Source organism: Maribacter aquimaris (genome assembly GCF_014596745.1).
GTDB lineage: Bacteria > Bacteroidota > Bacteroidia > Flavobacteriales > Flavobacteriaceae > Maribacter_A > Maribacter_A aquimaris.
The window spans coordinates 1-26536 of the sequence record NZ_JABTCF010000009.1; the positions used below are offsets into that span (position 1 = coordinate 1).

At 41.4% G+C, this 26536-nt stretch carries 21 protein-coding genes and 2 tRNA genes; 11 read left to right on the forward strand and 12 right to left on the reverse strand.

All coding sequences use genetic code 11. From position 1 onward, the window contains the following. Positions 1 to 111: 111 nt before the first annotated feature. The 3 genes from HPE56_RS13630 to HPE56_RS13640 form a co-directional block, all read right to left on the reverse strand. Positions 112 to 186: transfer RNA gene (locus tag HPE56_RS13630), tRNA-Pro, on the reverse strand. 26 nt (positions 187 to 212) lie between these two features. Further along, positions 213 to 296, reverse strand: a tRNA-Ser gene (locus HPE56_RS13635). Positions 297 to 404: 108 nt separating this feature from the next. Continuing rightward, positions 405 to 2441, reverse strand: a complete 2037-nt coding sequence (locus HPE56_RS13640; protein ID WP_223170322.1) for an HD family phosphohydrolase — start codon at positions 2439 to 2441, stop codon at positions 405 to 407. A gap of 121 nt (positions 2442 to 2562) precedes the next feature. Between HPE56_RS13640 and HPE56_RS13645 the strand changes: the two genes are divergently transcribed. Together HPE56_RS13645 and HPE56_RS13650 are read left to right on the forward strand one after the other, a co-directional pair. After that, complete coding sequence (locus tag HPE56_RS13645; protein ID WP_188244503.1) at positions 2563 to 3738, forward strand: acetyl-CoA C-acyltransferase; 1176 nt, start codon at positions 2563 to 2565, stop codon at positions 3736 to 3738. Between the two features lie 22 nt (positions 3739 to 3760). Next, positions 3761 to 4507 (forward strand): C40 family peptidase, encoded by a 747-nt coding sequence (locus HPE56_RS13650; protein ID WP_188244317.1) that lies wholly within the window; start codon positions 3761 to 3763, stop codon positions 4505 to 4507. A 51-nt stretch (positions 4508 to 4558) separates the two neighbouring features. Here HPE56_RS13650 and HPE56_RS13655 read toward each other — a convergent pair whose 3' ends face one another. After that, entirely contained in the window at positions 4559 to 5821 is a 1263-nt protein-coding gene (locus HPE56_RS13655) for a tetratricopeptide repeat protein (protein WP_188244318.1), read from the reverse strand. Between the two features lie 32 nt (positions 5822 to 5853). Beyond that, a complete protein-coding gene (gyrA, locus tag HPE56_RS13660) occupies positions 5854 to 8409 on the reverse strand; it encodes a DNA gyrase subunit A (protein WP_188244319.1) in 2556 nt (851 codons plus the stop codon). Between the two features lie 259 nt (positions 8410 to 8668). Between gyrA and HPE56_RS13665 the strand changes: the two genes are divergently transcribed. Beyond that, a complete protein-coding gene (locus HPE56_RS13665) occupies positions 8669 to 11218 on the forward strand; it encodes an ATP-dependent Clp protease ATP-binding subunit (RefSeq protein WP_188244320.1) in 2550 nt (849 codons plus the stop codon). A gap of 201 nt (positions 11219 to 11419) precedes the next feature. Continuing rightward, positions 11420 to 11824 (forward strand): STAS/SEC14 domain-containing protein, encoded by a 405-nt coding sequence (locus HPE56_RS13670; protein ID WP_109649988.1) that lies wholly within the window; start codon positions 11420 to 11422, stop codon positions 11822 to 11824. 20 nt (positions 11825 to 11844) lie between these two features. Here the strand turns inward: HPE56_RS13670 and HPE56_RS13675 are convergent, their stop codons facing one another. Further along, positions 11845 to 13398 (reverse strand): NAD(P)H-hydrate dehydratase, encoded by a 1554-nt coding sequence (locus tag HPE56_RS13675; protein ID WP_188244321.1) that lies wholly within the window; start codon positions 13396 to 13398, stop codon positions 11845 to 11847. 268 nt (positions 13399 to 13666) lie between these two features. Between HPE56_RS13675 and thrA the strand changes: the two genes are divergently transcribed. The 3 genes from thrA to thrC are packed head-to-tail and all read left to right on the forward strand — an operon-like array spanning position 13667 to position 18385. After that, positions 13667 to 16111, forward strand: a complete 2445-nt coding sequence (thrA, locus tag HPE56_RS13680; RefSeq protein ID WP_188244322.1) for a bifunctional aspartate kinase/homoserine dehydrogenase I — start codon at positions 13667 to 13669, stop codon at positions 16109 to 16111. 2 nt (positions 16112 to 16113) lie between these two features. Then, positions 16114 to 17037 carry a homoserine kinase gene (locus HPE56_RS13685; protein WP_188244323.1) on the forward strand — a complete coding sequence of 308 codons (924 nt, stop codon included), beginning with the start codon at positions 16114 to 16116 and terminating at the stop codon, positions 17035 to 17037. A 52-nt stretch (positions 17038 to 17089) separates the two neighbouring features. Beyond that, positions 17090 to 18385 (forward strand): threonine synthase, encoded by a 1296-nt coding sequence (gene thrC, locus HPE56_RS13690; RefSeq protein ID WP_188244324.1) that lies wholly within the window; start codon positions 17090 to 17092, stop codon positions 18383 to 18385. Positions 18386 to 18460: 75 nt separating this feature from the next. Here the strand turns inward: thrC and HPE56_RS13695 are convergent, their stop codons facing one another. After that, positions 18461 to 19417 (reverse strand): polysaccharide lyase family 7 protein, encoded by a 957-nt coding sequence (locus HPE56_RS13695; RefSeq protein ID WP_188244325.1) that lies wholly within the window; start codon positions 19415 to 19417, stop codon positions 18461 to 18463. Between the two features lie 211 nt (positions 19418 to 19628). Between HPE56_RS13695 and gcvT the strand changes: the two genes are divergently transcribed. From gcvT to HPE56_RS13715, 4 genes are all read left to right on the forward strand, one after another. Then, a complete protein-coding gene (gcvT, locus tag HPE56_RS13700; RefSeq protein WP_188244326.1) occupies positions 19629 to 20714 on the forward strand; it encodes a glycine cleavage system aminomethyltransferase GcvT in 1086 nt (361 codons plus the stop codon). Between the two features lie 28 nt (positions 20715 to 20742). After that, a complete protein-coding gene (locus HPE56_RS13705) occupies positions 20743 to 21570 on the forward strand; it encodes a sugar nucleotide-binding protein (RefSeq protein WP_188244327.1) in 828 nt (275 codons plus the stop codon). 49 nt (positions 21571 to 21619) lie between these two features. After that, entirely contained in the window at positions 21620 to 21907 is a 288-nt protein-coding gene (locus tag HPE56_RS13710; RefSeq protein WP_188244328.1) for a 4a-hydroxytetrahydrobiopterin dehydratase, read from the forward strand. Positions 21908 to 22122: 215 nt separating this feature from the next. Continuing rightward, a complete protein-coding gene (locus HPE56_RS13715) occupies positions 22123 to 22833 on the forward strand; it encodes a YebC/PmpR family DNA-binding transcriptional regulator (protein ID WP_188244329.1) in 711 nt (236 codons plus the stop codon). Positions 22834 to 22839: 6 nt separating this feature from the next. On the opposite strand, the gene HPE56_RS13720 is transcribed toward HPE56_RS13715, so the two are convergent. Genes HPE56_RS13720 through HPE56_RS13740 form a run of 5 tightly spaced genes read right to left on the reverse strand, consistent with a single transcriptional unit; the run spans position 22840 to position 26533 of the window. After that, positions 22840 to 23376 carry a 1-acyl-sn-glycerol-3-phosphate acyltransferase gene (locus tag HPE56_RS13720; RefSeq protein WP_188244330.1) on the reverse strand — a complete coding sequence of 179 codons (537 nt, stop codon included), beginning with the start codon at positions 23374 to 23376 and terminating at the stop codon, positions 22840 to 22842. A 9-nt stretch (positions 23377 to 23385) separates the two neighbouring features. Beyond that, positions 23386 to 24516 (reverse strand): iron-containing alcohol dehydrogenase family protein, encoded by a 1131-nt coding sequence (locus HPE56_RS13725; protein ID WP_188244331.1) that lies wholly within the window; start codon positions 24514 to 24516, stop codon positions 23386 to 23388. A gap of 4 nt (positions 24517 to 24520) precedes the next feature. Further along, positions 24521 to 25222, reverse strand: a complete 702-nt coding sequence (locus HPE56_RS13730; protein WP_188244332.1) for an HAD family hydrolase — start codon at positions 25220 to 25222, stop codon at positions 24521 to 24523. Next, the gene (kdsB, locus tag HPE56_RS13735; RefSeq protein WP_188244504.1) at positions 25213 to 25926 is read right to left on the reverse strand and encodes a 3-deoxy-manno-octulosonate cytidylyltransferase; all 714 of its coding nucleotides are present in this window, start codon (positions 25924 to 25926) and stop codon (positions 25213 to 25215) included. The genes HPE56_RS13730 and kdsB overlap by 10 nt, the downstream gene beginning before the upstream one ends. Positions 25927 to 25963: 37 nt before the next feature. Next, a complete protein-coding gene (locus HPE56_RS13740) occupies positions 25964 to 26533 on the reverse strand; it encodes a DUF4126 domain-containing protein (protein ID WP_188244333.1) in 570 nt (189 codons plus the stop codon). Positions 26534 to 26536: the final 3 nt, after the last annotated feature.

Consider the following 26536-nt stretch of genomic DNA (forward strand, 5'->3'; position numbering starts at 1 on the left):
CCATACACCAGTTATAGGATATCAAACGATATCATCTGATACCATATAAAATGAAAAGAGCTGCTAATCAATAGATTAACAGCTCTCTAGTACCACTTGAAAAGTGGTTCGTCGGGGTGGCAGGATTCGAACCTGCGACCTCCGCGTCCCAAACGCGGCGCGATAACCGGGCTACGCTACACCCCGATATGGTTATCTTTTCAAAAAAATTGCGGAGAGAATGGGACTCGAACCCATGCGACACTTGCGCGTCGACAGATTAGCAATCTGCTCCGTTACCACTCCGGCACCTCTCCTGAATATATTTTAATGAACTTTGCTGTAAAGCGGTTGCAAATGTACATTTTTCCAATACTAAAAAGCAACTATTTTGGTACTTTTTTTTTATGAATTTCATAAATGCCTTATTCTGGGTATTCTACCCTTAAATGATAGATATTGGTCAACCGATGTTTAAAGATTTTTTTAATCGTTTCGATCTCCCTAAATGTTATGTCCGCATTCAAGAATTGATTCGCCGCCATTTGGCCTCCGATAATCTTATCCACGAATTCATCCAATACTTTGAACGTAGGGTTCTTTAAGCTTTTTGATGCCGCTTCCACAGAGTCCGCCATCATCAGGATTGCCGTTTCCTTTGAAAAAGGTATAGGCCCTGGATATCTGAAATCCCCTTCCTTCACTTCTCCGCTTATTTCCTTTTGTTTGGAATAAAAATAATACACCAAGGTGGTACCGTGGTGCGAACGTATGAAATCTATGACCCTATCGGGTAAATTGTTCTTTCTGGCAATTTCAATTCCTTCAATCACATGGTTAATGATAATCCGGGCACTATCCCTGGGCTCTAAATCATCATGTGGATTTGCGTTGGTAATTTGGTTCTCCGTAAAATAGGTAGGGTTACCCAATTTACCTATATCATGGTATAAGGCCCCCACACGCACCAACATGGCATTCGCTCCTATCTCATTGGCCGCCGCTTCCGCCAAGTTCGCTACTTGTAGGGAATGGTTAAAGGTCCCGGGTGCCTTGTTGGAGAGCTCTTTTAACAGTTTCGAATTAGTATCGGACAGTTCCAACAAGGATACATCCGAAACCAATCCAAATATCTTTTCATAAATATAAATCAATGGTTGTACGAACAACGTAATCATTCCGTTCAACAGAAACAAGCCCAAGGTCAACCAGATGATATTATCAAAATTACCCTCGTGGATAATATGGAATGCCAAATACCCCGCAATATAAATCAAGGTGATCTGCCCTACCGAAATAAAGAGATTCGCCCTCTTATAAAGCTCAGACACCGTAAGAATGGTTACTATGCCCACGATAATCTGAATAAAGATGTACTCAAAACTATTGGGCACCACAAAACCCAAAATAAGCACCGTGAGCACATGGACAAACAATCCTAGCCTTGCATCAAAAAATGTTTTAAGAATTAAGGGAAGAATACACAAGGGCACCACAAAAACATAAGCTTCGTTGTATTTTACCACCAGCGTGGTCACAAATACCATAAGCAGTATATTGATGAATATAAAGGTGACCTTTGTCCCATTTTCATAAATATCCCGTCTGTATTTTTTTAGAAACAGGAAAAGCATCATCAACACCAATGCCACAAGCACGGTATATCCCCCCAGGATAAAATAGTAGTTGTTGGAAGCCCAAAGTTCGGATTCAAACTCACCCTTTAAGGACTCCAGAATTATATAATTATCGGATTCCACAACTTCCCCCTTGGCGATAATCAGTTTACCCTCATCAATGGCCCCCCTGGTCAGGGATATTTTTGACAGTTCATCGTCCAATGCCTTTTGCGACAACTCTTCATCATAGGTCACATTGGGTTTTATCAAATTAAAGAAAAGCGCCTGATACGCATTGGAAAAACGCCTCAATTGTCTTGCTTTCAAAACACTGTCCATGACCTCCTCAACATCACTGATCCGATACAAACCATCGAATTTGATTTGATTGGCCTCATTCTTTTTAATAAGATATACCTGTTCCCCCTTTTCTTGGGAATTTGTTTTTTGTAGGATTCCATTTTCATAGACAACGTCTAGAATACTCTCCCCTACTTTTCTCAACAGTGATAATTCCGCAGGATTATGTTCCTCGGACCCAAAGGTCTTTTTAAAGGCAGTATCGTATTCTTGATATACCGACTGGGCAGTTGCCTCATCATAACGATAATAATGCACTTGGTCATCTATGACCTTTTGCTTTTCCGAGGCAATCTCCTCTTGGGTTTTCTTTACCGAAAAATCAAAAGGGGCATATAAATTCTCATATTGCCAAGGTTTACCTTTCTGAAACTCATATTTGAATTTACCTCCCTTGGGAAAAAAGAAGACAATACAAAAAATAGATACAACGTAGAGGAAGTATTTATAAATGACGGATTGGTTTTTGTATAGTCTGTCCAACAATCGGGTATATAGTTTGTATCTAACCTCAAAAATAGAAAATATAATAGAGCTTTTGCCACAACATGGATATTGATTGCACTTTAATTTATTAAATTCGCAACTATAAAAACTTATGTATATGCATGATGTTGTCATAGTTTCCGCAGTTAGAACGCCTATCGGAAGTTTTATGGGTGGCCTATCCACAATACCCGCACCCAAATTAGGTGCCATTGCTATTAAGGGCGCCTTGGAAAGAATCAAGTTAGACCCCAAACAGGTCGATGAGGTTTTTATGGGCAATGTTGTACAGGCCGGAACAGGCCAGGCACCTGCCCGACAGGCAGCGATATTCGCAGGTATTCCCAATACGGTACCATGCACAACAGTAAACAAGGTCTGTGCCTCAGGAATGAAATCGGTAATGCTGGCTGCCCAAGCCATCGCCTTGGGCGATATATCGATTGCCGTCGCCGGTGGTATGGAAAACATGAGTCTTATTCCTCACTATGCACACCTTAGAACAGGTGTGAAATTTGGTCCGACCACATTTATCGATGGTATGCAAAAAGATGGACTTGTAGATGCCTATGACCAAAATGCCATGGGTGTATGTGCCGATACCTGCGCCAAGGAATACAAATTCACAAGGGAAGACCAGGACAACTTCGCCCTTAAGTCGTACCAACGATCTGCAGAGGCATGGAAATCGGGTAAATTCGCCAAGGAAGTCATACCTGTGGAAGTACCCCAAAGAAGAGGGGAACCAATCATTATCTCCGAGGATGAGGAATTCAAGAACGTGAAAATGGAAAAAATACCTGTGCTTCGTCCTGCATTTACAAAAGATGGAACGGTAACCGCGGCCAATGCCTCAACCATCAATGATGGTGCGGCAGCCTTAGTGGTCATGAGCTTGGAAAAGGCCAACGAACTGAACCTTACTCCCTTAGCTACCATTAAAAGTTATGCCGATGCCGCACAAGCACCGGAATGGTTTACCACTTCCCCTTCCAAAGCCTTACCAAAAGCTTTGGACAAAGCCGGAATCGGTTTGGATGACGTTGATTATTTTGAATTCAATGAGGCCTTCTCGGTAGTAGGTTTAGCCAATATGAAGCTATTGGGATTGGACGATTCAAATGTAAACATCAATGGTGGTGCTGTCTCCTTGGGCCATCCGTTAGGATGTTCCGGAGCACGGATATTGATAACCCTATTAAACATATTGGAACAAAACAATGCCAAAATCGGTGCTGCCGCTATTTGCAATGGAGGTGGTGGGGCTTCGGCCATGATTTTAGAGCGAAACTAACTTATTACCGCAATTAAATCCTATGCAGTACGGTATTTGTCATTTGAGCATTGTTCCTATTCGATCCAGTGCAGAAGAAACAGCAGAGATGGTATCCCAATTGTTGTATGGGGAACATTACAAGGTTCTTGAACAACGGAAACATTGGAGTAGGATACGTACTGCTTTTGACAAATGTGAGGGATGGATTCAAAACCTGCAACTTACCTTCATTGAAGAAACGCTATACAACGAGTTAACCAAGGACAAATACCCCCATTTTACGATTGACCTGGTTTCTTATATCGAAATGGACAAGAACAATCTATTACCGATTGTCCTTGGTTCTGTATTTCAGCCAAAGTGGAACCACATTCACGAAGGCGCCTTAATCACTTCCAAACAAAAAAAATCAAACCTAATCAATACCGCCCTTCAATATTTGAACACCCCTTATTTATGGGGCGGAAAAACACCATTCGGGATAGATGCCGCTGGTTTTACCCAAATGGTCTATAAAATCAATGGCTATCATTTGCTTAGGAATGCTACAGCGCAGGCTACCCAGGGCACTGCCTTAAGTTTTATCGAAGAGAGTGAGGCTGGGGATTTGGCCTTTTTCGACAATAATGAAGGTATCATTGACCATGTAGGAATCATTATGGAGAACAATTATATCATTCATGTGCATGGAAAGGTTCGTATAGACCGATTGGACCATACAGGGATTTTCAATAATGACACCAAAACCTACACCCATCAACTGAGGGTTATCAAAAAGATCATATAAAAAAAGTCCTGACAAAATTGCCAGGACTTTTTCCTATTATCAAGGATTTTGTTATTCTCCCAAAAGTTTTTTTAATCTCATGAAATTTTCATTGTCGCCCATAGCTCCGTAGATATTCTTCAATTGTGTAAGGATACCTTGGTTGTCTGGGTTTGTTTTCAAGGCCTCTTCCAAAACATTGGCACCTTCCTGGAACAAATCATCCTTCTGTTGCTTCAACTCTTCGTAACGGGCTATATCGGCCCTAGAGTTGCCCAAGGCATTCATCTCATCAATCAAACCATTTCCCTCATTCACGTAAGTGGTTGATAAATTCAATTGCGCATTGGTATATCCAGGATTGATTTCAAGGGCCTTTCTATAAGATTCCCTCGCTTCTTCAAGATTTCCCTGCTCCATATTGATTACACCAATGTTATAATGTAAATCTGGATTATCAGGAGCAACAGTCGCTGCTTCCGCCATTAAGGCTTTGAATTTTTCCTTATCACCCAACTTATAATGTAAATTAGCTTCATTCAATATAAGGTTAACATCCTTTGGATTGCTAGCCCTTGCTTCTTTATAGGCATTCAATGCCTTATCATCTTGACCTAATTGGGTATAGATCAAAGCCATATTTTTTACGATTTCCGCTTTTTTGGAAGGGGCTTTTTCATCTACAGGGTCTTTATAAGTACCTGACTTTACCATCAAGTCCCTCTGAACCTTGTCCATAACCTCTTCTTCCCCTGTCGCAACATTGGTAGCCTTGTATTCAATACCACCACCATCGTAACCAACTTCCTTAAGTTCGTTATAATAGGTTAAGGCTTGCTCATAATTACCTCCATTTACAGCACTACTTGCCGCATAATATAGGTAAATAGTGTCCTTAGGGCTGAGTTTATAGCTCATATACAGCTTTTCTCCAGCTTCCTTAAACTTTTTATCCTTATTATCCGCAACGGCAGAATTTACCATTTCACCCGCAAGGGCAGATAATTCCTGGGTAATCAATTTGCCATATTTGACTTTGCCACTACTCTTTTCTACCTCATCGGCTTTCTGATAGGAGGAAACCGCTGTTTCAAAAGCTGTATCATCACCTTTTTTTGCTAAGTCGGTATAGACTTTACCGCGTAAATAATAGTATTGGGCCTGCAATTTTGCGTCTGCCCCGGAAATTGAGCCGGCTGCAGCCTCAAGAGATGATTTGGCACTGGCCGCATCTCCCCCTTTGAGGGCCTTTTCTGCGGCTTTGATTTCTGTTTTTTGCGCAAATCCCACCATTGAAAAGGACATGGCCGCAAGTATAAAAATTTTGGTCTTCATTTCGATTTAATTAAAATATTAGTGTTTATTGATTACTCTTTTGTTTCATCAGGACTATCATCTGTCTCTTCTGCACTATCATTATCAATAGCCGTGCCATCTTCGGATTGGACCTCTATATCCATTATATCGACTTCTTCCACAGCCTCATCGTCCTTCATCACTTTTGCCACCGCGGCAATACTGTCCTTACCTTTGATGTTGATCAACCTAACGCCCTGGGTAGCCCTACCCATAACGCGTAAATCCTCTACACTCATACGTATGGCGATACCTGATTTATTGATGATCATTAAATCATCGGAATCGGAAACATTCTTAATGGCTACAAGTCCACCGGTCTTTTCGGTAATGGATATCGTCTTAACACCCTTACCTCCTCGATTCGTGATCCTATAATCCTCAATACTCGAACGTTTACCATAACCATTCTCAGAAACCACAAGAATCTCCTCGTCCAAATCATGGACCGAAACCATTCCTATGACCTCATCTTTTTCATCGGCTAAGCGAATACCCCTAACCCCCGAAGCATTACGTCCCATAGGTCTTGTCTTTCCTTCCTCAAACCTTATGGCTTTCCCTGATTTCAATCCCAGGAATATCTGACTGGTACCCGTTGTCAATTTAGCTTCCAATAACTCGTCATCCTCTTTAATACTAATGGCATTGATACCATTCTGTCGTGGTCTAGAGTATTGTTCCAAGGAAGTCTTTTTCACGGTACCTTTCTTGGTAGCCATGATTACATAGTGACTATTCACATATTCCTCATCCTTGAGGTCTTGAGTACAGATAAAGGCTTTGACCTTATCATCTTGCTCTATATTGATCAAGTTTTGTATTGCCCGTCCTTTAGATGTTCTACTACCTTCGGGTATTTCGTAAACACGCATCCAGAAACATTTTCCTTTTTGGGTAAAGAACAGCATATATTGGTGGTTGGTGCCCACAAATAGATGTTCCAGAAAATCCTCATTTCGCGTCGATGATGCTTTTTGGCCAACACCACCCCTATTCTGGGTCTTATATTCTGATAATGGTGTTCTTTTGATATAACCAGCATGTGAAATGGTGATGACCACTTGCTCATCGGGAATCATATCCTCGATACTCAAATCGCCACCTGCAAAGTTTATTACAGAACGTCTTTCGTCACCGTATTTTCCTTTGACCTCGATCAACTCATCCTTAATAATCTGCATTCTGCGCTCCTTACGCTCCAAAATATCCTTAAGATCCTCAATGGTCTTGATGACCTCATCATATTCTGTTCTCAACTTATCCTGTTCCAGACCGGTAAGCTGACGAAGCCTCATTTCCACAATCGCCTTGGCCTGTATCTCGGACAACTTAAATCGTTCCATCAAGTTCTCCCTGGCCTCATCGGCATTGGAAGATGCCCTTATAATCGAGATTACCTCATCGATATTATCAGAAGCGATGATCAATCCTTCAAGGATGTGTGCCCTATCTTCCGCTTTTTTAAGCTCAAATTTGGTCCTTCTGACCACAACTTCATGTCTGTGTTCCACGAAATAGTGGATCATTTCCTTAACATTAAGCATTTGCGGCCTACCGTTCACCAAAGCAATGTTGTTCACACTGAAAGAGGATTGAAGCGGTGTATACTTATATAAGGTATTCAATACGATATTCGGAATTGCATCCCTTTTAAGTATGTATACAATACGCATACCGTTCCTATCCGATTCATCGCGAATGGTAGAAATACCCTCAATTTTCTTATCGTTAACCAAATCAGCGGTCTTCTTGATCATATCCGCCTTATTGACTTGATAAGGTATTTCAGTGACGATAATACACTCACGTCCTTGGACTTCCTCAATTCTGGCCTTGGCCCGGATTTTCACCCTTCCCCGTCCGGTATGGAAAGCCTCTTTGACCCCATCATATCCATAAATAACACCTCCCGTAGGGAAATCCGGTGCTTTAATATGGGTGATAAGCTCATCAATCTCAATATCATTGTTATCGATATAGGCTATCGTTCCATCAATAACCTCGGAAAGGTTATGGGGAGCCATGTTCGTGGCCATACCCACCGCAATACCGGAAGCACCGTTTACCAATAAATTGGGAATACGGGTAGGTAGTACTTTAGGTTCCTGTAAGGAATCATCAAAATTCAACTGATGGTCAACGGTATCCTTGTCGATATCAATCAACATATCGTCCGCGATCTTCCTCATTCTGGCCTCGGTATAACGCATGGCCGCTGGGCTATCCCCATCTATTGAACCAAAGTTACCTTGGCCATCGACCAACATATAACGCAAACTCCACTCTTGAGCCATACGCACCATAGTGTCGTAGACAGAGGTATCGCCGTGTGGGTGATATTTACCTAAAACCTCACCGACTATACGAGCTGATTTTTTATGCGCACTGTTTGACCTAACGCCCAATTCATGCATACCATACAGTACCCTTCTGTGAACAGGTTTCAATCCGTCCCTGACATCTGGCAAGGCACGTGACACAATGACCGACATTGAATAATCAATGTAGGCAGACTTCATTTCGTCTTCAATGTTAATAGGAATCAATTTTTCTCCTTCTGCCATTCTAATATTTTATCTATTTATCTTCTTTAAAAAAGCAAGGCAATATACGTATTTTGACAGCCATAAAGACACTTATCAAACACTTTATCCAAGAATTTATTAACACTTGCCCACACGGCTATAGTTGATAATTTACACGTTAATTATTTTGTAAATAGGGGCTTTTTTCGTCATTTAGGTCATGTTTAACGATTATTGGGTATGGTATTTGGTCTAGATTAGTATAGTTTTACTAATTTTATTGTTGAAAGGATAATATATGGATGATAATTTTTCACCTCGGGTAAAGGATGTAATTGCTTACAGCAAAGAGGAGGCATTAAGATTGGGACATGATTTTATTGGTACCGAGCATTTGATGCTTGGTCTACTGCGCGATGGAAATGGTAAGGCAATTAGCATTTTGGATGCTTTGGATGTTGACTTGGACCACCTGCGTAGAAAAGTAGAAATACTCAGCCCTTCCAACCCAAACCCAAGCGGGGTACAAAAGGACAAAAAAAACCTACATTTAACAAGACAGGCAGAACGCGCTTTAAAAACGACTTTTCTTGAAGCAAAGCTTTTCCAAAGTTCTTCGATAAATACAGCCCATCTTTTGTTGTGCATTCTCAGAAATGAAAATGACCCAACTACCAAATTACTTCACAAAATGAAGGTGGATTATGATGGCGTTAAAGAACAATTCAAATTTATGATAACTAGCGATGACGATATTGTAGATTCCCCAACTTCGGAATCTTTTCCCAGCGACTCCGACGAACCAAGTAGTGGCAAGGAAAGTTCTTTTGGGGCTACAGCAGGCCAAAAAGGCAACAAAAAATCCAAGACCCCGGTTTTGGATAATTTCGGTAGGGACTTGACCCAAATGGCCGAAGAGAACAAATTGGACCCTGTCGTGGGGCGTGAAAAAGAAATCGAAAGGGTTTCACAAATCCTAAGTCGACGAAAAAAGAACAATCCCCTGCTGATCGGAGAACCCGGTGTAGGTAAGAGTGCCATTGCCGAAGGCTTGGCTTTGCGCATCATCAACAAAAAAGTATCGAGGATCCTTTACAATAAAAGGGTCGTTACCTTGGATTTGGCTTCCCTTGTTGCGGGAACAAAATATCGAGGCCAATTCGAAGAACGGATGAAAGCCGTCATGAACGAGTTGGAAAAAAATGACGATGTAATCCTTTTTATTGACGAAATACATACGATAGTCGGTGCCGGTGGAGCTACCGGAAGCTTGGATGCCTCGAATATGTTCAAACCTGCCTTGGCGCGAGGGGAAATCCAATGTATCGGAGCCACAACCTTGGACGAGTACAGACAATATATCGAAAAGGACGGTGCTTTGGAACGTAGGTTCCAGAAAGTCATTGTAGAACCAACGACAGTTGATGAGACCATAGAGATCCTCCAAAACATCAAAGGCAAATATGAGGACCACCACAATGTATCCTATACCGATGAGGCTATTGTTGCCTGTGTCAAGTTGACCAATCGTTATATGACCGATAGGTTTTTACCGGATAAGGCCATTGACGCCTTGGATGAAGCCGGTTCCAGGGTGCATATCGTGAATATGGATGTACCCAAACAAATCCTTGAGTTGGAAAAACAACTTGAAGATGTAAGGGAGCTTAAGAACAGCGTGGTCAAAAAGCAGAAATACGAAGAGGCTGCCAAATTGCGCGATGATGAGAAAAGGCTGGAAAAAGAACTGGCCGCTGCCCAAGAAAAATGGGAAGAGGACAGTAAACTGCACAAAGAGGTTGTTTCAGAGGACAATGTTGCCGATGTTGTTTCCATGATGAGTGGCATTCCCGTAAATAGGATAGCACAAACCGAAAGCAATAAACTGGCCGAATTGCCAGAACTTATAAAAGCGAATGTCATAGGTCAGGACGAAGCCGTTTCAAAAGTAGCCAAGGCTATCCAAAGAAACCGTGCCGGACTAAAAGACCCGAACAAGCCGATTGGTTCCTTTATCTTCCTAGGGCAAACAGGTGTCGGAAAAACCCAATTGGCCAAAGTTTTGGCCAAGGAGCTTTTTGACTCCGAAGATGCCTTGATACGGATTGACATGAGCGAATACATGGAGAAATTCGCTATTTCAAGACTGGTAGGCGCTCCTCCGGGATACGTAGGTTATGAAGAAGGCGGACAGTTGACCGAAAAGGTCAGACGCAAGCCCTATTCGGTGATTTTGTTGGATGAAGTTGAAAAAGCACATCCAGATGTCTTCAATATGATGCTACAAGTGTTGGATGATGGTTTCCTAACAGATAGTCTTGGAAGGAAAATCGATTTCAGGAACACCATTATCATAATGACCTCCAATATTGGAGCCAGACAATTGAAGGATTTCGGACAAGGTGTAGGTTTTGGTACTGCAGCAAAAAAATCACAGGCAGATACACATCAAAAAAGTGTCATTGAAAATGCTTTGAAAAAAGCCTTTGCCCCTGAATTTCTTAACAGGATTGACGATGTAATTGTCTTTAATTCTTTGGATCGGGAAGATATACATAAGATCATAGATATCGAATTAGCGAAACTTTTTGCCCGAATCAAGGATATTGGCTATAATTTGAACCTTACCGAAGAAGCCAAGGATTACATTGCTGAAAAAGGTTTTGACAAACAATACGGGGCCCGCCCTCTGAAAAGAGCCATCCAAAAATATATTGAGGACGCCTTGGCTGAGGAAATCGTGAATTCAAAACTAGATGAAGGCGATAGCATCTTCATGGATCTGGATAAGAAAAATGAAAGCCTGACCATAAAAATCAAAAAGGCCGAGGAATCTTCCAAAACCTGATTTTTTTTATAAATTCAAGAATAAAGGGAGTCACATTTGTTGACTCCCTTTTCTTTTCCCAAAGGTCTTAAAAGTAGGAAATAAAACACAAGACCCCCTCTGCCATGACAGTATACACGATATTTAAGCCTTTAGTCTAATATTTTATTTATTCAATATACTTAAATCTATTTTCGTCACAGACACTATAATTTAGATGAAATGAGCGTGGGATCAACTAAGAAAACCATCATTGTAAAAGAATACAATTTAGAAATTGGGGTAATACAGGTATACGATAACTATATGGTAGCAAAATTTGAGGAAGGGGCAACCTTAACCCTCGAAAGGGCATACCAGATCATAGGTATTTCAGAAATACACTTTAGGGACAAACCCTTCGGCTACATTAGTCTTCGTAAAAATTCCTATGCCATAGACCCTACGATATACACCTACCTGAGGGAATTAGAGAACATGAAAGGCTTTGCAATTGTTTCCGTTAAGGAAATAGACATGCACAATTTTAAAATCGAAAAACTGTTTTATAAAAAACCAATGAAGTTTTTCATTGAATTTGACAACGCCTTGTCATGGATCAGGAAACGGGTGAAATCAGCAAAATAAACCTAGGTACACCCATTTTCCTATAAGGATTCTTCTTGTCCTTTCCCTTCTTGTTCTGGGACTTCCGGCATTTTGAATAAATCGATGAATGCCATACCAATGGCATCGATTATTTTTGAGGCCGTCAATGCTTGGTAACCCGTTTGTTCCAGGGCGATATCCCCTGCCCTACCGTGTAGGTATACACCGAAGATCGTCGCATCCAAAGGGGAATACCCCTGAGCCACCAAACCGGAAATAATCCCTGTCAAAGTATCACCACTACCGGCAGTTGCCATACCTGGATTACCCGTTGCGTTCACATAACCATGACCGCCATAAACCGTTATACTATGAGCTCCTTTGATGACAATGATCACGTCATGTTTCTTTGAAAACGCTTTGGTCTTTTTCAACTTTTCAAAATCGTCCTTCCAACTACCGATCAATCGTTCAAGTTCTTTAGGGTGAGGAGTCAATATAGTTTTTGGCGGTAATTTCTTAAGTAATCCCTTATGTTTTGACAGTAAGTTCAATCCATCGGCATCAATAACCAAAGGAGACTCGACCTTATCTAGAAAACCAGAAAGCGCCTCCGCAGTTTCCGGCGAAGTACCAAGACCTACCCCGATACCTACCACCGTTGGTCGAATATCGAATTCAATTGACTTTATACAATCATCATCCTTATCGGTAATCACCATCACCTCCGGAAGTGAGGTTTGAAGGGGGATATAACCACAACGGGGTATATAAGCCGTCACCAATCCACTACCTACGGTCAAAGCCGCCTTAGCAGCCAATGCAACGGCCCCAATCTTACCATGACTCCCCCCGATAATCAATGAATGCCCATAAGTCCCCTTATGCGAGAATTTTTCCCTTGGCATGTACATAGGCAACACCTCATTCTTACCCATCAAATCAAATTCAGTTTCAGTGGCCGCCAAATATTCCGGATCAAGACCAATATCCAAAACTTCCCATTGATTACTGAAAACCCCGGTTTCCGGCAAGAAGAAAATCAACTTGGGTGCCTGAAAACTCAGAACATGGTTCGCTCTGATTACGGCGTTCGTATCCTCTATGGCTTTATCCATAAAGACGCCTGAAGGCATATCCACGGCCAATATAAACGCCCCTGAATGATTCAAATGTTGAATAAGTTTGGCTACCCATGAATCCGGGTTTCTATTAAGACCAATGCCGAAAATCGCATCGACAATGATATCATCCCTACCAATTTCAGCAAACTCACAATCCCTTTCCAAAAAGTTAGGCCAGATTTTAAGGTCTTTTAAACGATCAAGATTGATTAAAAAATCCTTAGACCGTTTATCGCTATAGTTCACCACGTTAACCTCAATATTGTACCCGTGCTCTTTCAAATGCCTTGCCAAAGCCATACCGTCTCCCCCATTGTTGCCAATACCACAGAATAGATGGATCTTCACCTGGGCTCCCTGCATTCGCAAATGAAGCCAATTGAATATTTGCACGGCAGCGCGCTCCATAAGTTCATTGCTGGATATTCCCTGTTTTTCCATTGTGGATTTGTCAGCAGCGTAGATCTGCCCTGCATTAAAAAATTTCATTCAGTAAGAATTTTTGGTAATTTTTATCAATTCCGTAAAAATTGATCGAAACGTTTGATTAGCAGCCCAAAAATACTACTTTTGAAGCTTACAACGAACTATGCCTTTGAACATTTCGAACATAGCAACCTTATTTTCTCCATTGACCAATGGATGCAATACCACCATTTTGCGTACGACCCCTTTGGGGTAACATGCTACATATCATCTATCCGTTTTTGCGATTTATCGCCCAAAATACTTCAGTACCAGTTAATCAATATACATCATGAAAGTTTTAAAATTCGGAGGCACTTCGGTTGCCAATGCCCAAAATATAACCTTAGTCAAAAACATTGTCTCAAACTCGGAAAGTGACAAGAATATCGTGGTGGTTTCTGCTTTAGGTGGAATAACAGACCTATTATTGAATGCAGCCAACCTTGCCGCCTTACAGGATGACACCTATCAGTCATTTTTAAAGGAAATTGAGCAAAGACACATGGATACCATCAAAAAGCTTATCCCAATTACTTCACAGAGCAAGGTGTTAAGCAAGGTAAAAAGTGAACTCAACACCTTGGAAACCCTTTTAGAGGGTGCTTTTTTAATTGGTGAGACTACCCCAAAACTTTCAGACAAGATCGTCAGTTATGGGGAATTATTATCCTCTTATATTATCGCTGAGTTTTTTACAGAGGAAGGATTGGATGTAATCCATCAGGATAGCCGTGAAATCGTAAAAACCAATACGGTAAACAATAAGACTGTCGTGAATTTCAACTTGACCAACACACTTTGTCAAGATTTCTTTTCGAAAGACAAACACAAGACTGTGGTCATGGCCGGCTTTATTGCTTCTTCGGAAAACGGGGACTCCACTACCTTGGGTCGCGGCGGATCGGATTATACGGCTGCCATAGTCGCAGCTGCTGTGAATGCCGAATTATTGCAGATATGGACTGATGTAAGTGGTATGTATACGGCAAATCCGAAATTAGTGAAGCAAGCTAAGGCAATTCCACATATCTCCTATCAGGAAGCCATGGAACTTTCACATTTCGGGGCCAAGGTATTGTACCCCCCAACGATTCAACCGGTACTGGCCAAAGGAATTTCAATTCAAATAAAAAACACCTTTGACCCTGATAATGAGGGCACCATCATTACCAAGAACAAAAACGAAAAAGGAAAAACCGTCCGCGGAATCACCCATGTGGAGAACATTGCCCTATTATCCCTTGAAGGACCTGGTATGGTGGGTATTCCTGGAATATCAAAACGTTTCTTCGAGGTGCTCTACCAATCGAATATTAGTGTTGTCCTTATTACCCAGGCCTCTTCCGAGCATTCGATTTGCGTAGGTATTTCTGCCGACGATGTCATCCAAGCCGAACAAGCGGTGAATGAAGCCTTTGAATATGAGATGGGCAGCGGAAAAATAAACCCCGTAGTGGTTGAAAAGAACCTTGCCATTATCGCCTTGGTAGGGGACAATATGAAAAGCCACCAGGGACTCAGTGGAAAAATGTTCAGCACTTTGGGAAAAAACAACGTGAACATCAGGGCCATTGCCCAAGGTGCTTCTGAGCGAAATATTTCAGCCGTTATTAATAAGGAAGATGTAAAAAAAGCCTTGAATTCCCTCCATGAGGAATTCTTTGAAGAGAATATAAAACAATTGAACCTCTTTGTGATGGGCGTTGGGAATGTCGGTGGAAAATTCCTAAACCAGATAAAACAGCAAAAAAAATACCTAAAAGAAAACCTTAAACTGAATGTAAGGGTTATTGGTATTTCCAATTCGAGAAACATGGTTTTCGATGAAGACGGGATTTCCTTGAAAAATTGGGAAACCTTATTGACCGGGGGAGAAAAAGCCGACAAGGCCAAATTCTTCGAAAAAGTGAATAAATTGAATTATCGCAACAGTATTTTTGTGGACAATACGGCCAGCGAGGAAGTTTCCAATACCTATAGCTCCTATTTAAGCAATAGTATTTCGGTGGTAACCTGTAATAAGATCGCATGTTCATCAAACTACTCAAACTACCTAAACCTTAAGCAATTAGCACGAACTTACAATGCCCCATTCCTGTTCGAAACCAATGTAGGTGCCGGACTACCGATCATTGACACCCTTAAGCACCTCATCGCTTCAGGGGATAAGGTTCAAAAAATACAAGCCGTACTTTCTGGGAGTCTAAATTTTGTCTTCAATAATTTCAACGATAAGACCACGTTTCATGATGTGGTAAAACAAGCCCAAGAAGAAGGCTATACCGAACCGGATCCAAAAATAGATCTGAGCGGTATCGATGTAATGCGAAAAATACTCATACTTGCCAGGGAGAGTGGAAACCAATTGGAAATCGATGACATTCAAAATAATCCATTCTTACCCCAAGAAAGCTTGGATACCACCAACAATGAGGATTTCTTCACCACCTTGACCAAAAACGAATCCTCTTTCCAGGAATTGTACCAACAAGCCGTGAAAAAGGACAGCAAATTAAAATATGTTGCCCAATTTGAAGATGGAAAGGCTAGCGTGGGATTACAAGAAATTCCCAAAGGACACGATTTTTACAATCTTGAGGGCAGTGATAATATTGTGCTGTTCTTTACCGAACGCTACCCCAACCAACCTATGATCATTAAAGGGGCAGGTGCTGGTGCAGATGTAACAGCGTCTGGTATTTTTGCGGATATAATAAGAATCGGTAACTTTTAGAAATGGAAGAACTAAAAATATTCTGTCCGGCCACGATTGCCAACATATCCTGTGGATTTGATGTCCTGGGCGTTGCTTTGGATTCGGTCGGTGATGAAATGGTCATTCGGAAAACTTCGAAAAAAGGCATCTTTATTACTAAATTGGAAGGTCAAGACCTTCCGATGGAGACCGATAGGAATGTGGCCGGCGTTGCAGGATTGGCCTTTTTGGCGGAAAGTGATTACGAAGGAGGCTTTGAAATTGAGATCTATAAAAAAATCAAGGCGGGCAGCGGCATAGGAAGTAGTGCTGCCAGTTCTACAGGGGCGGTCTGGGCCATGAACGAATTATTGGGAAGACCTTTCACCACTTCCAAATTAGTGGAATTTTCTATGGAAGGCGAACGATTGGCGAGCGGTGTGGCACATGCCGATAATGTAGCCCCTGCCCTATTTGGTGGGTTTACACTGGTACGCAGTTACGACCCCTTGGATATTGTTCCCATTAACTGTCCAACTGAATTGTTTGCCACAGTGATTCATCCACAGATAGAAATCAAAACCTCTGATTCGAGAAAAATATTAAAAACTAATATCACCTTGAAGGAGGGTATTAAACAATGGGGAAACCTAGGAGGGTTGATCGCAGGCCTATTTACCGAGGATTATGATTTGATTGGTCGATCATTGGTCGATCACATAGTAGAGCCCATTCGCTCCATTCTAATTCCAGGATTCAATGAAGTCAAAACCAGCTCTTTGGCCGCTGGGGCATTAGGATGTGGTATTTCTGGTTCCGGACCGTCGATTTTTGCCTTTAGCAGAGGCGAGGCTACCGCAGAAAAAGTAGCCCAGGCAATGAAGGATGTTTACCAAGAAATCGGGATTGATCATGACGTACATATTTCAAAGATCAATACCGAAGGAATAAGAAAAATTAAATAGAACAACATATTAATTCGTTCCCTTAGTATAAGGAAGCGACTCCACTAAAACCATGAATTTTTACAGCCTAAACAAAAAAGCCCCGAATGTTTCATTCAAAGATGCCGTTATCAAGGGAATCGCTCCCGATAAGGGATTGTACTTTCCTGAAAGTATTACACCTTTACCCCAAAGTTTTTTTGAGAATATTGAAACATTATCCAATGAGGAAATAGCCTTTACGGCCATACATCAATTCGTAAGTGCTGATGTTCCCGATGACGAACTTCGAAAAATCATTAAAAACGTCCTTGACTTTGATTTTCCCGTTGTTGAAATTGAGGATAATGTAGCAACACTAGAACTTTTTCATGGCCCTACCATGGCCTTTAAGGATGTGGGTGCCCGTTTTATGGCGCAATGCCTGGGGTATTTTTCCGAGAGCACGAGTAATGAGGTAACCGTATTGGTGGCCACTTCTGGAGATACGGGAGGGGCCGTTGCCAATGGTTTTCTTGGAGTCGACGGTGTGAAAGTGGTAATCCTTTATCCCAGTGGCAAAGTTAGTGACATCCAAGAAAGACAGCTGACTACATTAGGCCGGAATATTACCGCCTTAGAAGTCGACGGCACTTTTGATGATTGTCAAAAAATGGTAAAGACGGCCTTTTTGGATGATGTTCTTTTGCAGAAAATGCAACTGACCTCAGCAAACTCCATCAACGTTGCCCGTTGGCTGCCCCAGCTCTTTTACTTTCTTTTTGCCTATAAGCAACTCAAAGCGAAAGGCCAGGAATTAGTATTCTCGGTACCTAGTGGTAATTTTGGGAATATTTGTGCGGGTATGGTCGCCCAACGATTGGGCATGCCCGTAAAACACTTTGTCGCAGCCACCAATGTCAACGATACGGTTCCCGAGTTTATGCAAACCGGGGAATATAACCCCAAACCTTCATCCGCTACCATTTCCAATGCCATGGATGTAGGCGACCCTAGTAATTTCATTCGAATACAACATTTGCACAACGACGATTTCGAGGTATTGAAAGCTAATCTAAGCGCTTACCCCTTTACCGACGAAGAAACCAAAAAAGCGATGCTGCATATCCATAAAACCTCCCAATACATTGCGGACCCTCATGGTGCCGTAGGTTACTTAGGGGTTCAGGAATATCGAAAACACCATCCTGAAACCTATGGGGTTTTTCTGGAAACGGCACACCCCGTAAAATTCTTGGATGTTGTTGAGGAAACCATTGGCCACACCCTGGAACTTCCCCCACAGATTGAGAAAGTAATGGGCCGGGAAAAGAAGTCCATCAAAATAAAGCGATATGAGGAACTAAAGAACTATCTTATAAAGCGTTGATAAAATTCAGGAATACACAAATAAAAAAAAGCCTCTTAAATCAATAAGAGGCTTTTTTTATTCCAAATACTGTATTTAGTTATGTGTGACTTTCAATTTGCTGATTCCTACCAAGCCAAACGAAGACGCATCATAGGAAGCCTCTTTAACCGATTGCAGATAATTACCGACCTTAAAATAACTGGTATCCCCTGAAGTGTTCAACTTTCTCTCAAAAACCACCTCACCATCTACAAAAACCGTTATGTTTCCTTCTTCCATAACGAGTTTGAAATCATAAACCGTATTCAATCTATACCCGGGCAAACTAATAGAACCTCCCTGATTTTCTGTGATATAACCGCTTATCTTTAAATCCACATCCCCGGTTTTCTGGTTAGGTTCCCCTCGAAATTGTAGCCGTATGGTATCATCTACATCCACACCGTCATCATTAAAGCCCTGATCCTCGCTAGGGCCATGAATTTGTCCAAAACAAAGCACCCCATCAGTGCCACTGGTGCTTTTGGGCAGCTGATCCACCCGCACCGTCCATTCCATACTATGAGTACCAGTATCTCCATCCCAATAATTGTTTTCCCCCTCTTTCAATTCCCGAAGTTCAACCCTAGGATTATTTGAATTTTTTGAACCCCCTAAACCTCTATAACATTTAAAATAGGTAAAACCATCTTGCACATAAAAATAATTAATATCCACATAATCATCGAATGTCGTCCCTAAGGCCTCCAATATATTGTCTTCATAAACCGCCTCTTCCCCGATACCATTGAAACTATTCAATTTCCAATCGGCCGAGGTAAGTCCTAATACCTTACCTGGGATTTCGGGAGTGGACTCCTCCCCTGTTTCAGTTTCGGTTTCGGTTTCGGTTTCAGGCTCTTGAACGATATCCCCAACGACAGTGTCGTCATCAGTACCATTATCCGAACAGCCAGAAACAAGCACTACAGCGAATAGCATAATCAAAAATGTTTGCAATCTCCCTAAAATAAATTCTTTATCCATAAAATAAACTACTCTTAAATACATGAACATTAAATTGGTTAACCAATTTAGTCAAGACGATTATATTTCCGACTATAAACTATGTTAAAGTCGATAAAAAACAAGAAACATCAACATTAAACGCCTTTCCAAGGCTGTATCCACAAAATAAAACATTGGCGATTGGGTAAATCGAAAGCAACTCCTTTTCTATCCCTAAATTATTCAATAGCTTTGCCGCACTAAATAGTCGATTATGAAAGATACCGCCCTTACCAAAACCCACGAAGCCTTAGGTGCTAAAATGGTGCCTTTTGCAGGCTATAACATGCCTGTTTCCTATGAAGGAGTAACTGCCGAACATGAAACCGTTAGGAACGGAGTCGGTGTTTTTGATGTTTCCCATATGGGGGAATTTTTGATTGAAGGTCCGAATGCCTTGGACTTAATTCAGAAAGTTACTTCTAACGATGCTTCGAAACTTAGTATCGGGAAAGCCCAATACAGTTGTCTTCCCAATGAAAAAGGTGGTATTGTTGATGATTTGATCGTTTACAGAATCAAGGAAGAGACCTATCTTTTGGTGGTCAATGCATCCAATATAGAAAAGGATTGGAACCATATCTCCAAATACAATGAAAGTATCAATGCCGAAATGAAAGATCTTTCAGCAGATTATTCCCTATTGGCCATTCAGGGGCCAACGGCTGTGGAAGCGATGCAAAGTCTAACCTCGGTTGATTTAAGCAATATCAAGTTCTACAATTTTGTGGTTGGTGATTTTGCAGGTATCGACCACGTTATCATCTCAGCAACAGGATATACCGGTTCTGGCGGATTTGAAATATACTGTAAGAACAGCGAGGTACAGCAAGTATGGGACAAGGTTTTTGAGGCCGGTGCCGATTATGGCATAAAACCCGTTGGGTTGGCCGCCAGGGATACACTTCGTTTAGAAATGGGCTATTGCCTATATGGAAATGATATTACCGATGAAACCTCCCCTTTTGAAGCAGGTTTGGGGTGGATCACAAAGTTCTCAAAGGATTTTGTACATAGTGAAGCCTTGGCAAAAGAGAAAGCACATGGTCCCGAAAGAAAGCTAGTTGGTTTTGAATTGGATGAACGTGGTATTCCACGACACGGTTATGACATTGTTGACAATCATGGAAAAACCATAGGTGAAGTGACATCGGGAACCATGTCTCCCTCCTTGGGAAAGGGAATTGGACTGGGTTACGTGCCTGTCATATTCTCTGAAGTAGGTAGCAAAATCAATATTCAAATACGAAAAAAAGCGGTACCGGCTACTGTAGTTAAATTACCTTTTTATAAAGGCTAGGCATGTATAAGCCAAGGAATGCTGTTTGATGGTGGAAGGAGGAAAAAAAATATTGATATTGGGGGCAAGTGGTTTTATAGGTAACGCCATTTACAGGGAGCTGCGTTCCTATTTTGACACCTATGGCACTTATAATTCCGCTAGAAGATCATTTGAGGGCAACCAGCAGTTTATTAAATACGACCTGGAAGCCGATGATATCTTCCCGGTTTTAGAAAAGATACGTCCACAAATCGTCATTTCCGCCGTACGTGGAAATTTTGCCTCCCAAATACAGGCGCACCAACATTTGGTGGAATACGTGGCTGAAAACAATTGTAGGTTGATCTTTATATCATCGGCCAATGTATTTGATGCTTACAGCAAATATCCCTCATACGAAAATGACAAAACGCTTTCGGAAAGTATTTATGGTAGGCTTAAGATAAAAATCGAGAACATGATGATGCGCTTGCCAAGCGACAAGATGGCCATCCTTAGGGTCCCCATGGTCTTTGGCAACTCTTCGCCCCGTATAAAGGAAATAAAGAACCTTATTTGGGGTAATGAACCCATTGAAGTCTTTCCCAATTTAATCATGAATGTCACCCATGATGATAAATTGACCCAACAAATCCATTATTTGATCAACCAAAACAAAAGTGGTATTTATCATTTAGGGAGTAAGGATCTGGTACACCATGAAGACTTCATCAAGGAAGTTGTTGAACGTATCGGTAAATTCAACCCTATCTTTAAAAGGGTTTACACCACCAACGACGATCGTTATCTGGCTGTTTTGGCCAAAACCAATAAACTCCCCAAAAACCTCCAAACCACGTACCAAGAAATCATAGATCATCATATTTCGATATAAGGTCGCACTTTAAGCGTATGGTTTTATAACTTTGGTCAAAACCAGAACCATGATAAAGCTAAGTGAAACAGAAATTCAACAAAAACTACAGGAACTAGAGGGCTGGGAATATATCGATGGTGCCATCGAAACCACTTTTGAGTTCAAGAACTTTAAAGAAACCTTTTCCATCATGACCCGCATTGCCTTTGAATGCGAGGCCCAAAACCACCATCCTAACTGGAGCAATGTATACAACACCCTCAACATTCGGCTGAACACCCATGATGCCAACGGAGTAACCCAAAAAGATTTTCAATTGGCACAAAGTATTGAGGGGATTATTGATAGTGAATAACGCTCGTTGGCCACTGGGGTCCCTACCAACCAAAACAGGCTGATGCACAAGGACTTTCACCAATCGTTGAAATCCCTGAATCCATAATTCATAAAGACTCCTTTGAAAATTTGGAAAAGAACATGTTCTTCTCGTCATTCTTGGATTGCTTTATGGGCCATTACTTTGTAAATTTTCTTAAATTTACAGCCGTTTAACAATATACATCACAAATTATGGGAAGAGCTTTTGAATTCAGGAAGGCACGTAAAATGAAAAGATGGTCCGCGATGTCCAAGGCGTTTACACGTATTGGGAAAGACATTGTAATGGCCGTAAAGGAAGGTGGTCCCGATCCTGATTCAAATTCAAGGCTTAGAGCGGTTATACAGAATGCCAAATCCGTGAATATGCCCAAGGACAATATCGAGAGGGCCATCAAAAGGGCCACCGATAAAAGTCTCGGTGATTATAAAGAGGTGCTTTTCGAGGGGTATGCCCCCCATGGTATCGCCATATTGATTGAAACGGCAACGGACAACAATACAAGGACCGTAGCGAACATCCGTAGTTATTTTAATAAATGTAACGGTAGTCTAGGTACATCGGGTTCTGTTGAATTCATGTTCGACCATACCTGCAATTTTAGAATAGATGCTGAAGGAATCGACCCTGAGGAACTTGAACTTGAAATGATCGATTTTGGCGCGGAAGAGGTTTTCGTCGACGATGATGGTATTTTGATCTACGCCCCTTTTGAAAGTTTCGGGGCCATTCAAAAAGAACTGGAACACAAAGAAATAGAGATTTTATCCTCGGGATTTGAGCGTATTCCACAAGTGACTAAAAAACTTAGTGAAGAGGAAGTCGCCGACGTTGAAAAATTATTGGAAAAAATCGAAGAAGACGATGATGTACAAAATGTATATCATACCATGGAGGAATAAGAATCCTTATGACAGTTCAGGTTTTTTGCCCACAACACCTTTGAAGAACTCCTTATAAATCTTAAAATCCGCTTCACTATTTTCCGTGGGGGTATAAGGCTGTGAGAATTTTATTTGCTTTCGACCATAATCAAAGGCAACCAAAACAATGGGCACGTTCGCGGCTTTGGCAATATAATAGAACCCTGTTTTCCATTGATCGACTTTTTTACGGGTACCTTCCGGTGAGAGTGCTAATCTAAAAACTTCCTTTTCTTCAAATATTTGGGCAATAGCCGATACGGTATCACTGCTTTTTGAGCGATCTATGGGCGCTCCACCCATCCACCTGAAATACCATCCAAAAGGAGGTTTAAACAGACTTTTTTTAGCAATAAAGCTCATATCCTTATTTATCACCCTTCGAATCAGGAGTCCTAGAAAAAAGTCGACCCAACTGGTATGGGGCACAACGACCAGCATACATTTCTTTAAATCGGGAAATTTCCCGATGATTTTCCAACCGAGTAACTTGAAGTAAATAAATTTTGCGAGTGTATGCATTTTTTAGGCTTAGATCTTTTCGTAGATCGATTTCAATTTGGCGGGAGTAATGGTCTTTCTCCACTCTTTTCCCAATGCATTTTCCCATAAAGGTTCCATGCCCATAGCGACAGTGATCATCGTATCGAATTCATCATCACTTAAATTGGCGCACACTCCCTTAGGTAAATGAATGCCATGTTTTTCCTGCATTATCTTGAACAAGATCACATCTTTTGGATAGAACTCTTCCAAATGTTGGAAAACAAGGCAATTCCCTATACCATGTTTTACACCCAAGAGATATGAAAGTCCGTAACTCATGGCATGTGCAACCCCAACTTGGGAATAGGCGATACTCATACCCCCATGCCAAGAGGCCATCATTAATTTATCCCTAGCATCATCTTCGGACAACCCCTCAAGGAATACTTCCTTACAAAGCTGAAAAGCCTTCTCTCCATAACTTTGACTGAAGGCGTTCAAATAAGTGCCATTCAAGGATTCCACACAGTGGATAAAACAATCCATACCTGTATAAAACCATTGATCTTTTGAAACCCCTTTGGTCAAATCAGGATCTAAAACCACTTGATCAAAGGTTGTGAAATCGGAATTAATCCCTAGTTTCTTTTCTGGACCCAAGAGAACGGTGGTTCGTGAAACCTCGGCCCCTGTTCCACTAATGGTAGGGATACCTACATGATATACCGATGGTTTGTTCACCAAATCCCACCCCTGGTATTTCGCGGCACTCCCCTCATTATTCATCATTATGGCAACGGCCTTGGACAGATCCATTACCGTTCCCCCACCAATACCGACGATACCGGACGGAGCTTCCTGAAAATCAGTTTTAATTTTTTCTACAAGGGCATCTACCTGATTGGTCTTAGGCTCCTCGTCAGCTGAAATAAAAATAATACGATCATTGCATATAGCCGGTATGCGCGCTACCAATGCCTTACCTTCAAAAACATCGTCAACCAAAAAAATGAATGGAGCTTCTGAATTTAACCGTTTGACCATTAATATAGTCCCCAATTGATCAAAACAACCTTTGCCAAATACCACGCGAGGTACCATAGGAAAGTTCCTATATCGCTCTTTTTGCATCGGTAAAGTATCTTCTGCTACTACACTATTGTTCTTTAACTCCATAACACTAATTCAAATAGTCTAGAATATCCCTTAAACTATTTATTTTCAAATATTTATAATCATCCTTTTCAATCGACACCTGCTCATGTTGCCAGGTAGTATGAAAAGGGACATGTACTGCTTTGGCCCCAATATTCAGTATCGGTAATACATCTGATTTGAGGGAATTCCCGATCATTAAAAATTCATCAACCTCTATTTCAAGATGTTCCAAAAGATTCTTATAATTGGCTTCTTTCTTATCGCTTAACACCTCGACATGGTGAAAATATTCAGAGAGTCCAGACCTTTCAAGCTTTCGCTCCTGGTCCAACAAATCCCCTTTGGTCAAAACGATCAATCGATATTTACCGCTCAATGCCTTTAGAACATCCTTAACACCATCCAATAATTCCACTGGATGGGCTATCATATCCTTTCCAAGATTCAGGATTTTATGAATCGTTGCTTGTGAAACCCGATTATTTGACAATTCCAGGGCCGATTCAATCATGGAAAGCATAAACCCTTTAATTCCATACCCGTAGAGTTCCAAATTGTCCATCTCCTTTTTAAAAAGTTCCTGGTCAATTTTATTCTTGGTCTCAAAACCCTCTAGCAAATCAGCAAAAAGTTCTTCGGTATCGCGAAAGTATGTTTCGTTCACCCATAGCGTATCATCGGCATCGAAACCGATCACTTTTATGTTCTTGAAATCTACTTCCATGCAGCCTGGGCCTTTTTCAAATCTTCGGGGGTATCGATTTCGATACCTGTAACCTTGGTTTCTACCATTTTTATTTTTTTGCCATACTCCAAATACCTTATGGCCTCTATTTTTTCCTTGGCTTCCAAGGGCATCATCGGCAATCGGTGAAAATCCATTATGGCCCTCTTCCGAAAAGCATAAATCCCTTTGTGTTTATAATAGATATCCGTAATACTGGTATCTCGAGGATAAGGTATTGGGGATCTCGAAAAATAGATAGCAAAATTACGATTATCAACAATAACCTTTACCGTGTTCGGATTCTTAATTTCGTCCCAATCATTGATTTTCACCATAAGTGAGGCCAAATCGATTTCGGCATCGGTATCATCCTCAAACACCTGCAAAACACTTGCCAAACTTTCACGATCCGTAAAAGGTTCATCCCCTTGTACATTGACAATGATATCGACATCCATATCCGCGACGGCCTCCGCAATACGGTCACTACCACAATCATGCTCCTCTATACTCATAATTGCATTTCCTCCGGCATTGGTTATCGTGTCGTAAATGACATCACTATCGGTAACGACATAAACTTCATCGAACAATTGCGTATTAATGGCCGCCTCATACGTTCGAAGTATGACCGGTTTTCCTGATAGATCCTGCATTAACTTAGCAGGGAATCTCGAAGCCGCATAACGTGCGGGAATCATGGCGATAATTTTCACTCTTTCCTATTTAGTTGATTGATTATGATTTTTTCCTTGGCCTTAGTTTACGGTATATCGCAAAGATGAATACCAAAATTGCCACGACCAAAAAAGCCGCCAATATGGGGGCAAAAATCGAAGCTGCCGTAACCACTACCGCAGTTCCTGTTTCGACAGTTGACACCAATGGATTTGCTATTCCACCAGTTGTGGCTGTCGATGCCAGACGGGTAGAAGCACCAGCTCCCTTAATCGCCGTGGCGGTACCACCCCCGGCGATTATTGCCAAGGACCAAGTAACCACGGGATCCAAATTGGCCACCGTTGATACCATCACCGCTGTTCCTGCGATGGCCGCCAAAGGTATGGCAATACTATCTAATAAATTATCTACCCAAGGAATAAAATAGCCGAATATTTCAGCCAAAGTGGCTACCCCTAAGGTTATTAACGCTGCGATGCTTCCTATCCATTGCCAATTGTCATTTAATTCCCAGACCCCGAAATAAGAGGCCAGGCTCAATGCGAACAATGGCAGAAAAATGCGAAAACCAACAGAAGCGGCCAGTCCTATACCCAAGAAAATACTGATGATGGTTTCAGAGTTCATTTT

Bases quoted from the DNA above. Each gene is read 5' to 3' on its own strand.
- HPE56_RS13655 (WP_188244318.1), bottom strand. From the start codon at position 5,821: ATGAAGACCAAAATTTTTATACTTGCGGCCATGTCCTTTTCAATGGTG.
- HPE56_RS13675 (WP_188244321.1), bottom strand. From the start codon at position 13,398: ATGAAATTTTTTAATGCAGGGCAGATCTACGCTGCTGACAAATCCACA.
- HPE56_RS13730 (WP_188244332.1), bottom strand. From the start codon at position 25,222: ATGGAAGTAGATTTCAAGAACATAAAAGTGATCGGTTTCGATGCCGAT.
- HPE56_RS13715 (WP_188244329.1), top strand. From the start codon at position 22,123: ATGGGAAGAGCTTTTGAATTCAGGAAGGCACGTAAAATGAAAAGATGG.
- HPE56_RS13710 (WP_188244328.1), top strand. From the start codon at position 21,620: ATGATAAAGCTAAGTGAAACAGAAATTCAACAAAAACTACAGGAACTA.
- HPE56_RS13665 (WP_188244320.1), top strand. From the start codon at position 8,669: ATGGATGATAATTTTTCACCTCGGGTAAAGGATGTAATTGCTTACAGC.
- HPE56_RS13685 (WP_188244323.1), top strand. From the start codon at position 16,114: ATGGAAGAACTAAAAATATTCTGTCCGGCCACGATTGCCAACATATCC.
- HPE56_RS13650 (WP_188244317.1), top strand. From the start codon at position 3,761: ATGCAGTACGGTATTTGTCATTTGAGCATTGTTCCTATTCGATCCAGT.
- thrC (WP_188244324.1), top strand. From the start codon at position 17,090: ATGAATTTTTACAGCCTAAACAAAAAAGCCCCGAATGTTTCATTCAAA.
- HPE56_RS13705 (WP_188244327.1), top strand. From the start codon at position 20,743: ATGGTGGAAGGAGGAAAAAAAATATTGATATTGGGGGCAAGTGGTTTT.
- HPE56_RS13645 (WP_188244503.1), top strand. From the start codon at position 2,563: ATGCATGATGTTGTCATAGTTTCCGCAGTTAGAACGCCTATCGGAAGT.
- HPE56_RS13740 (WP_188244333.1), bottom strand. From the start codon at position 26,533: ATGAACTCTGAAACCATCATCAGTATTTTCTTGGGTATAGGACTGGCC.
- HPE56_RS13725 (WP_188244331.1), bottom strand. From the start codon at position 24,516: ATGGAGTTAAAGAACAATAGTGTAGTAGCAGAAGATACTTTACCGATG.
- gyrA (WP_188244319.1), bottom strand. From the start codon at position 8,409: ATGGCAGAAGGAGAAAAATTGATTCCTATTAACATTGAAGACGAAATG.
- HPE56_RS13695 (WP_188244325.1), bottom strand. From the start codon at position 19,417: ATGTATTTAAGAGTAGTTTATTTTATGGATAAAGAATTTATTTTAGGG.
- kdsB (WP_188244504.1), bottom strand. From the start codon at position 25,926: ATGATTCCCGCACGTTATGCGGCTTCGAGATTCCCTGCTAAGTTAATG.
- thrA (WP_188244322.1), top strand. From the start codon at position 13,667: ATGAAAGTTTTAAAATTCGGAGGCACTTCGGTTGCCAATGCCCAAAAT.
- HPE56_RS13720 (WP_188244330.1), bottom strand. From the start codon at position 23,376: ATGCATACACTCGCAAAATTTATTTACTTCAAGTTACTCGGTTGGAAA.
- gcvT (WP_188244326.1), top strand. From the start codon at position 19,629: ATGAAAGATACCGCCCTTACCAAAACCCACGAAGCCTTAGGTGCTAAA.
- HPE56_RS13670 (WP_109649988.1), top strand. From the start codon at position 11,420: ATGAGCGTGGGATCAACTAAGAAAACCATCATTGTAAAAGAATACAAT.